Raw genomic sequence first — 7,898 nt, 5'->3', positions numbered from 1 at the left:
AGACCACGATTTCCTTGCGTTCGGCCACCACGTAGGGTACCCAGTCGTCGAACAGCGACCAGATGTTGAGCTTGATGTTGCTCAGCAAGCGGTCGACTTGCTTGATGGCGTATTTACGCTCAAGACCATTGGCCTGGGCCAGGCCGTTACCAATGGCATGAATGGCCAGCGAGCTCGATTCAATGACCCCCAAGGTGGCATTGGCCAATGAAAGCACACGCTTGGCATGCATATCCTGGCCGAAGATGTCTTGCAGGTATTCTGAAATGGAAGCGCTGGTGATCATGGTTGGTTACGTTGCCGAGTTTGGTTCAAAGGCGGGTAGTTTACCTGCCAGGCCGTGCCAGCTCTAGCTCATATGAGGGGATGGCTAAGGCTAGTAGCTCATAAGTTAATAAGTTAAGTTGATAGATGTCTGTTGAGTTTACTTATTGTAATAGATAATCTCAAAGTATAATGACTTCGGATATTGCTGCTTTGTGTATAGAATAGTATGACGCAGTTTGAAGTGAATTTATTTTTAAATAATTTAACTTTTCTTTTTTGTTAATTTTTTCTAAAAAACAGGATAAGATAATTTCTTCAAATGGATCAACAAGAAATCCATTAAATTTATCAACAGTATATTCATATACACCACCGTACTTAGTGCTAATGATAAAGGATCCACATGCCATAGCTTCCAAGCCTGTTCTGCCAAATGCCTGATAATCAGACAGATCGATAAAACAATCTGATTTTTGAAGCACAGCGGCAACACCTAGCCTGGTTAGCTCACCGTTATTCGTATGTTTAAAATTTCGCTCTAGTTCCTGAAATAGTGGGTCTGCTTCTGTACAACCAAAAATTTCAATGTGTACCTTATCGCCAAAATGCTCATAGATGCGCTTAAGTAAACACATCGTCCTCTCTGCACCTCGTCGTGGCGTTTTCGGACGGATCATCGCAGAGATCACAATTTTATCTTCCAGCCCGGCGCGCTTTTTAGCCAAGGGATCGGGTTTATACACATCATGATCTATGCTCGGTGACACCTTTTTCACATGCACACCATGTTCTTCATATACTTTCTGGCAAATCCAGTCTGTTTTGGCAAAAAGTATTGCATTGGGTACTAGCGTATAAGAATCACGAGCCTCTTGCCACTCAGGTGTGTTGGGTTTTGAGAATAGCGGCTCGTAATCCTGAACATAGTATGCAGCTTGTATTCCCGGATTATCATCAACCACTTTTTTTACCAGTTTCATAGATGTGTAAATAGTACCGACGATTACATCAAACTTTTTTGACAGCTCTCCGAGTTCATGTATTTCAAATCCTAGGAAAAGATCTTCAACTACGTCTATATCTTCATATTTTTTAATAAACTTTAAGCGGTGTTTTTTAGGTACAGCAATTTTTGCTTGAACACCAATGCGTCTCATGCCTATTGTTTCCTGCACAATGGAATGAACGCCACCGCCTCCACTTGAAACAGGTAAAAGAAATAGGATTCTGTTTAGTAATGGATCGTTATTTTTATTGAAGGATGACTTTTCGATGTATTTCTTAATGCTTGAACGTATTTCATCAAGAACTGGCATGTCACGGATTTTACCTTCCAAGTAGTTTATTTTTTCTTTTCCATATTTTTCTTTTAGTGAGTCAGAGCCTATTTTTGACAGTTTTTTACGTTTTTCATGACCAAAGCTTTTCGATTTAGCGTGGAAAACATAAGTATCATCACAGATAGCTAGACTCAATCCAGCTTGTGCAACTCTAATGCAGTAATCGTTCTCTTCACCGTAACCTGTCGGGAACGTGACATCGTCAAGCAGTCCGACTGCATCGAAGGCTTTGCGTGAAATCATGAAGCAAAAGCCGTTAACAAAAGGAACTTTCGGGTAAAGGTGTTTGCTGGCACAACGGACTGCAAGAGCCATGTCATCAGGTGACCAGCCTGCAGGTAGTTCATTCACTGCAAATTGATGGTTTTCATCAAGTAGTGTCGGCACATTTTGCCAGCTTGCAGCATTTGATAAAGGGCCTACAACACCCAGACTGGTGTCTGACTTAAAACAGCGTACCAGGCCTGATATCCATCCTTTGGTGACAATGGTGTCACTGTTCAATGTGACAATATAGTCTCCTTTGCATTGTTGTAGACCGACATTCACGGTCGGAGTATAACCTTTGTTTTTTTCATTTTCGGTTAACATAAACATTGATCTTGAACGACAGAATCCTCTTAACCATTCTGTTGTAGGCGTTCCTGAACCGTCATTGATAATATGGATGGTTACATTGTAACCATCGGTGTTGAGTTCAATGGCACCCAAACAGCGTTTTACATCCTCGAGAGCGTTATAGACTGGTACCACAATGTCTATAGAAAACCGCTCGCTATTAAGCTTGTAAAGTAATGATGCCTCTATGGATGACTTTACCTTAGTATTTATAGCCCTATGATCCTTCACTTTGCTGCTGTTTAGTCGTCTGGTAGCAAGGTTAATGTTGAACTCAATGGTTTCGGTCAGTTCGGGTGTCTGTATTAATGCTGACTTAAACAATTTTATCGCGTCACTGTAATTGCATTTTCGCAGGGCTGTATTTCCCTGTGCCAGATAATTACCAGATAGGTCATATGATTTATTTTCATATTTTTTTATAGTCATATGCCCTCTCAATACTTGTTTAGATGAATTTCAAACTTCAAATTCAATATCTATAAGATATACAGGTTTGGTCATGTTGACGTGGCTAACATCATGATCCGGCTGTTCGTTGTATTGCACCAAGACACTTAAAACATGTTCCTGCTGCCAGCGCAAGCGGTCAATGACTGGTTCAGATAACCCTAATGGTTCACGATAGATAAACTCCTGGTTTTCGAGTTTATAATGATAATGCGGCGCCTTAAGGTATAAGGAAGCTAGTCTGTTTTCTGTCAAATCACCCCGGTAAATAACAAATACGTTGTCATGTTTGTCTATTACTATTTCCGGGCGAGAAATGGGAGTGCGAAGTGTGCCTCTCCCGCATAGACTAAATGGCGTTGTGCGCTGAGAAATAAATTGATGCTGCCATTTTTGGCCATCAAATCTCAGATGTTGATATTGTACTATGCCCTCATCATCGTTGGCATAAAACACGATATGTGGCCGATTCTTGCTGTCTACCGCCATGCTGGTCTGGTTGATAAGATTACTCGCGGGTGGTGTTGGCCAAATCACCTCGCATTCACCTGGGTAATAGGTAACTGAAATGGCTTCATATGGGATGAATGCCAGCTTTGGCCGTTATCAACGGATTTGGCGTAGCAGATGTTAAGGTTGTTGATCTGCTGTTGTTCACCAATACTGTGCGTGCGCCAGACAAAGCTCAAATGCAAGTTTCCATCATGGTCGCGAACCGGGTGATTCCAGTAGGCATTGCTGGTCCAGGGGTGATTGGTCGCACCGGATAAGATGGCCGTGTCCGTGTCCAACCAGCATTGCTCGACCTCATTGTATTGCTTGATAAAAGCGGAGCCCTTCTGATGGTTACCATCACGGTATAATAATTGTAGTGGAGCATGTTCGGATGGCATTAAAAATGCCGGATAGGTGACTTTGGTTTCTCGCTGGCCGGTCATGGCCAGTTCATTACTCCAGTTTTCTATGCTTTCCGGTGCTTGGCTGCGGCGATACTTCAACTGGGAGCCATGATGATCGTAGCTGATATGAAGATAACCATCCCTATCCATCCCCAGGCTGATGCTGTTATGTGCATCTTTAATGTTGTAATCACCGTTTATATCATGTTGTACCAGCACATCGTTTTTCAGATTTCGCTGTATTACTCGCAGGGTATTCTGATCAACATAAAATGCGGTGTACTGCCAACCGTTACGGGTGAAAATACCATGGTGACGAAATATCACCGTATTCACGGTGTTGCCTGCCCAGGCATCGCCCAGTGCGACATGCCTGATGGTTTTTACACTAAAACCCGGCATAGAAGTCGAGAGGTTACCTTGGCTCCATAAGCTGTCAACGCCAGCCTGGGCCAATTGCTCGCACCAACGCGCCTGGATAAGTATCTGGCAGTGATCAATAGTGTCAGCCGAGGATGCGTTGTCAAAGTGCTGTCTGGCATCTTCCATATGGCCCAGACTGGTTCTGGCTCTTGCCAGGGTGTTGAAGGCACCGGAGATAAGGATCCGTATTGTACTCCGGTGCTTTCCGGACAGGTTGCGCAGCAGCACCCTGGCTGTATCCAGCTCACCCAGCTGAAAATGCGCGGCAGCCTTGAAGCTGATTAACTCTATGTGCCGAGGGTGATGCTTCAGCGTTGTTGCATCCAGGTTCGCCAGTGCCTGCCAGTCTCCCGCCTGCCAAAACAATATGGTTTGCAGATAAAGCTGGTGCTCTTTGGGTAGCCATATTCCAGCGGTGGTGGTAGCCAGGCCAGCCTCATGACGCAGCTTCATGGTCATTGGAGCCTGTTCGTTTTGCTTGCGCTTGTTTTTACCTTTTTTCGGCTTTTTGTCTTTTCCAGCTTCAGACATGCTGTGCTCCGGCCATTCAGAAGGTGGGGCACTGGGCCAGGGGGAGGGCATCGGCATCTTTTGCGGAAAGCTGGGGAAAAGCCCCGGCTACCAGTGGCCACTCGATAGCCAGCAATGGATCGTCCCAGGCCAGGGAATATTCATCCCCCGGATTGTAATAATCCGTGCACTTGTATTGAAACTCGGCTTCTTCGCTGGTTACATAAAAGCCATGGGCAAAGCCGGGCGGCACCCACAGCATTTGCTTATTACGTTCGCTAAGCAATGCCCCTGCCCATTGACCAAAGGTGGGTGAGTTTTTACGCATATCCACCGAGACATCGAACACTTCACCATGCGTTACCCGTACCAGCTTGCCCTGGGGCTGCTTGTGCTGGAAATGCAGACCCCGCAAAATGCCTTGCTTGGATCTACTGTGATTATCCTGTACGAAATGGTAGTTGCCACAGTGTGTTATAAATTCGTCGTGGCGAAAGGTTTCCATAAAAAAACCACGATGATCGCCACATATGCTGGGGGTGAGGAGGACCACATCCGGAATGGCAAGGGATTGATATTCCATGCATCAAGCTCCTTTTGTTTGTAACAGCCCCAGCAAATACTGGCCGTATTGGGTTTTCTGGTAGTAGTCACCTTGGCGGGCGAGTTGAACATCGCTGATCCAGCCATTGTTCCAGCCGATTTCTTCCAGGCAGGCCACCTTAAGGGCCTGCAGCTGCTCGACAGTCTGCACATAGCTACTGGCTTGCAGCAAACTGTCGTGAGTGCCCGTGTCCAGCCACGAAAAACCCCGGCCCAGCTTTTCTACCCTTAACTGGCCCTGCTTCAGGTAGCGGTTGTTGACGCAGGTGATTTCCAGCTCGCCCCGGGCAGATGGCTTGATGTCTTTTGCAATCTCTATTACCTGATTATCGTAAAAATAGAGTCCGGTCACCGCATAGTTTGATTTGGGGTACCGAGGCTTTTCTTCAATGCTGATGACATAACCGCCTGGATCAAATTCCACCACACCAAAGCGTTCGGGATCTCTTACCATGTAACCGAATACGGTTGCTCCTTCTGTTTGCCTTGCTGCGCGCTGCAATTGACCGGAAAAATGCTGACCGTGGAAGATATTGTCACCCAGTACCAGACATACCGAACTGTCACCAATAAACTGCTCGCCAATAATAAATGCCTGAGCCAGTCCATCCGGGCTGGGCTGTACCGCATAGCTGAAGTTCACGCCAAACTGCTCGCCGTTGCCCAGCAGTCGCTGATACAGAGGCAGGTCATCCGGCGTTGATATGATCAAAATTTCGCGAATGCTGGCCAGCATCAGTACCGAAATCGGGTAGTAGATCATGGGCTTGTCGTAAATAGGCAATAACTGCTTGGACAATCCCAGGGTGATGGGGTGAAGACGGGTACCTGAACCGCCGGCCAGAATGATGCCTTTGATATTCATGACACATATTCCTTCAATGTGAGCTGCAGTTGCTGTCGCCAGTCAGGAAGGCGGGCATGGAGTGCCTGCTCAAGCTTGCTGATATTCAGGCGAGAATTCAGCGGGCGTTGGGCTGGAGTTGGGTAATCCAGGGTTGCAAGGGCGGTTACCTGCCCAGGGCAAATGGCCAGCTTTTCTCCCAGCTTGAGCGCATCCGTAAAAATGGCCTGGGCAAATTGCTGCCAGTGGGTATACCCATTGGGTGCCAGATGATAGATACCGCTGGCGATGTTTTTGCTCAGGGCTCGCTCCGTTACCTGAGCAATCAGCCGGGCCGGGGTAGGGGAGCCAATCTGATCGTTCACTACCTGCAATTGCACCCGCTCACGACCCAGGCGCAGCATGGTCTTCATGAAGTTGTTGCCATGTGCGGCATACACCCAGCTGGTACGAAAAATAAAATAGTTAATGCCGGCTTGTGCTACGGCCATATCCCCCTGCAGTTTGGTCTGACCGTAATGATTGAGTGGGCCGGTTTCATCCTGTTCTTTCCAGGGCGTGTCGCCGTGGCCGGGGTAGACATAATCGGAAGAATAATGCACCAGTCCGGCCTGACTGGCCCGGCAGTACTCGGCCAGTTGTGCCGGTAGTTCGGCGTTAAGGCGACTGGCCTGGGTTTGCTCTGTCTCGGCTTTGTCTACGGCGGTATAGGCGGCGGCATTCACAATCAGCTGTGGGCGATGAGTATCCAGCCAGCTGGCCACGGCCCTTGCATCATACAAATCCAGCGCACTCCGGCTGGGAGCGAGTATGTTTCCATGCAGCAACAGGCTGCGTTGCAGTTCAAACCCCACCTGGCCGGTACCGCCGGTCACCAGTATGGTCTGGCTCATGCGTTGACTCCCTGCCGCTGGTAGCTGCCATCCTGTACTCGCTGCCACCACGGTGAGTTTTCCAGATACCACAGTACGGTTTTGCGCAGGCCACTTTCAAAGGTCTCGACCGGGTGCCATCCCAGCTCTTTGTAAATTTTTCCGGCATTAATGGCATAGCGCACATCATGGCCAGGCCTGTCTTGCACATGGGTGATCAGTTGTTTGTAGGACGCTTCAGCCGGCTTGAACTCGTCCAGAAGTTCACACAGCGTGGTTACCACCTCAATATTCTGTTTTTCGTTGTGGCCGCCGATATGGTAGGTTTCGCCTGCCTTGCCCTGCTGAGCCACCAGCACCAGGGCACGGGCATGATCTTCTACATATAGCCAGTCGCGGACCTGCTTGCCGTCGCCATATACCGGCAGGGGTTTACCGGCCAGGGCATTGAGTATCATCAATGGGATCAGTTTTTCCGGGAAATGGTATGGCCCGTAGTTATTGGAGCAATGGGTGACCAGGGTGGGCAGACCAAAGGTGCGTTGCCAGGCACGGACCAGATGATCCGAGCCGGCTTTGCTGGCCGAGTAAGGTGAGCTGGGGGCGTAGGAGGAGGTTTCGGCAAAGAAACCGTCAGTACCGTCCAAATCGCCATATACCTCATCGGTGGATATATGATGAAAACGGAACCTGGCCCTGGACTCTGTGGATAATACAGACCAATAGGAGCGGGCCGCTTCCAGCAAGGTATAGGTGCCCACTATATTGGTCTGAATAAATTCGGCGGGGACGTCGATGGATCTGTCAACATGACTTTCTGCTGCCAGGTGCATGACAACATTCGGCTGGTAACGGTTGAATGTTTTCTGCATCACAGCAGCATCACAAATATCGGCCCGGACAAAGGTATAGTGGGGGTGGTTGGCTACGCTACGAAGCGATTCCAGGTTGCCGGCATAGGTCAGCTTGTCTACGATGACGACCTTGTGATTGCTGTTATTGAGCAATTCGCGCACTACGGCTGAGCCGATAAAACCGGCCCCGCCGGTGATCAGAAATGTCTTGATCATAG

7 protein-coding genes and 1 pseudogene are annotated in these 7,898 nt (G+C 48.1%); all 8 read right to left on the bottom strand.

Annotation, left to right across the window (positions count from 1 at the left end):
* Positions 1-286 (bottom strand): annotated as a pseudogene (locus tag BFR47_RS11200) (IS4-like element ISAs18 family transposase); the annotation flags it as partial.
* 160 nt (positions 287-446) lie between these two features.
* Positions 447-2,654, bottom strand: coding sequence for a glycosyltransferase (locus BFR47_RS17525; protein WP_083399114.1), 2,208 nt, complete (start codon positions 2,652-2,654; stop codon positions 447-449).
* A gap of 30 nt (positions 2,655-2,684) precedes the next feature.
* Positions 2,685-3,164 (bottom strand): hypothetical protein, encoded by a 480-nt coding sequence (locus BFR47_RS19140; RefSeq protein WP_281245967.1) that lies wholly within the window; start codon positions 3,162-3,164, stop codon positions 2,685-2,687.
* A 44-nt stretch (positions 3,165-3,208) separates the two neighbouring features.
* Positions 3,209-4,528 carry a BNR-4 repeat-containing protein gene (locus BFR47_RS19135; protein WP_071473151.1) on the bottom strand — a complete coding sequence of 440 codons (1,320 nt, stop codon included), beginning with the start codon at positions 4,526-4,528 and terminating at the stop codon, positions 3,209-3,211.
* A gap of 16 nt (positions 4,529-4,544) precedes the next feature.
* Complete coding sequence (rfbC, locus tag BFR47_RS11185) at positions 4,545-5,090, bottom strand: dTDP-4-dehydrorhamnose 3,5-epimerase (RefSeq protein ID WP_071473150.1); 546 nt, start codon at positions 5,088-5,090, stop codon at positions 4,545-4,547.
* A 3-nt stretch (positions 5,091-5,093) separates the two neighbouring features.
* Positions 5,094-5,969 (bottom strand): glucose-1-phosphate thymidylyltransferase RfbA, encoded by an 876-nt coding sequence (gene rfbA, locus BFR47_RS11180; protein ID WP_071473156.1) that lies wholly within the window; start codon positions 5,967-5,969, stop codon positions 5,094-5,096.
* A gap of 2 nt (positions 5,970-5,971) precedes the next feature.
* Positions 5,972-6,847, bottom strand: a complete 876-nt coding sequence (rfbD, locus tag BFR47_RS11175) for a dTDP-4-dehydrorhamnose reductase (protein WP_071473149.1) — start codon at positions 6,845-6,847, stop codon at positions 5,972-5,974.
* Positions 6,844-7,896, bottom strand: coding sequence for a dTDP-glucose 4,6-dehydratase (gene rfbB / locus BFR47_RS11170; RefSeq protein WP_071473148.1), 1,053 nt, complete (start codon positions 7,894-7,896; stop codon positions 6,844-6,846). Before rfbB ends, rfbD begins: the two co-directional genes overlap by 4 nt.
* Between the last annotated feature and the right edge of the window lie 2 nt (positions 7,897-7,898).

This window comes from Oceanisphaera psychrotolerans (assembly GCF_001870485.1).
GTDB classification, from domain to species: domain Bacteria; phylum Pseudomonadota; class Gammaproteobacteria; order Enterobacterales; family Aeromonadaceae; genus Oceanimonas; species Oceanimonas psychrotolerans.
The sequence above is the reverse complement of the archived record's forward strand: the minus strand, read 5'-3'. Positions and strand labels throughout refer to the sequence as shown.